This window comes from Actinocorallia lasiicapitis (genome assembly GCF_054778695.1).
This window is the reverse complement of the sequence record NZ_BAAGZI010000814.1, coordinates 1-906: the sequence shown is the minus strand read 5'-3', so window position 1 is coordinate 906 and position 906 is coordinate 1. Positions and strand designations below refer to the sequence as shown.

The following is a 906-nucleotide window of genomic DNA, read 5'->3' as shown; positions in this document are numbered from 1 at the left end:
CTGCCGCTGGCCCCCGCGACGGTCGGCCGGCTCGCCAAGGACTTCCCCGGGATGCCCGTGCCGTGGCCCGAGCCCGCCCGCACCGCGCTGGTCCAGCTCCTGGGCGCGGGCCCGGCCGCGATCGGCGTGTTCGAGGCGCTCGACCAGGACGGCCTGATCGTCGCGATGCTCCCCGACTGGTCGCGGGTGCGGAACCGGCCGCAGCGCAACGCCGTCCACAAGTTCACCGTCGACCGCCATCTCGTCGAGGCGGCGGCGGGCGCCGCGGCCCTCACCCGCGAGGTGGCACGTCCCGACCTGCTGCTGGTCGGCGCGCTCCTGCACGACATCGGCAAGGACGGCTCGGGCCGCGACCACTCCGAGGCGGGCGCCGAGAACACGCGGGAGATCGCGCCCAGGCTCGGTTTCGGCCCCGAGGACTCCGAGATCCTCTACAAGGTCGTCCTGCACCATCTGCTGCTGCCCGACACCGCCACCCGCCGCGACCTCGACGATCCGCGCACCATCGAGCATGTCGCGGAGTGCGTCGGCAGCCCCGTCGTGCTGGAGCTGCTGCACGCCATCGCGATCGCCGACGCCGGCGCGACGGGCCCCGCCGCGTGGGGCGGGTGGAAGGCCCGGCTGATCAACGAGCTGGTCCGCAGGACCGGCAAACTGCTCCAGGGCGACGCCCCGCCCCGCACCCCCGCCCCGACCAGCTCGCAGCTCGCGCTGGCCCGCCACGACGGTGTCGCGATCCGGTTCAGCTCCAGTTCGGTGCGCGGCTCCTGGGCCAAGCACACCGGGGGCGCGCAGACCGTCACGGTGGTCGCCAAGGACCGTCCCGGGCTGCTCTGGCAGGCCGCCGGGGTGCTCGCCCTGCACCGGCTGGTGCTGCGGACCGCCCGCACCTTCTCGGCGCCCGGC

Annotated in this window: 1 protein-coding gene; it reads left to right on the top strand. The window is 75.3% G+C overall.

All coding sequences use genetic code 11. The features are described from left to right. Positions 1-906: HD domain-containing protein (locus ACYVE7_RS34785; protein WP_460370906.1), on the top strand; the 906-nt coding region annotated here is incomplete at both ends.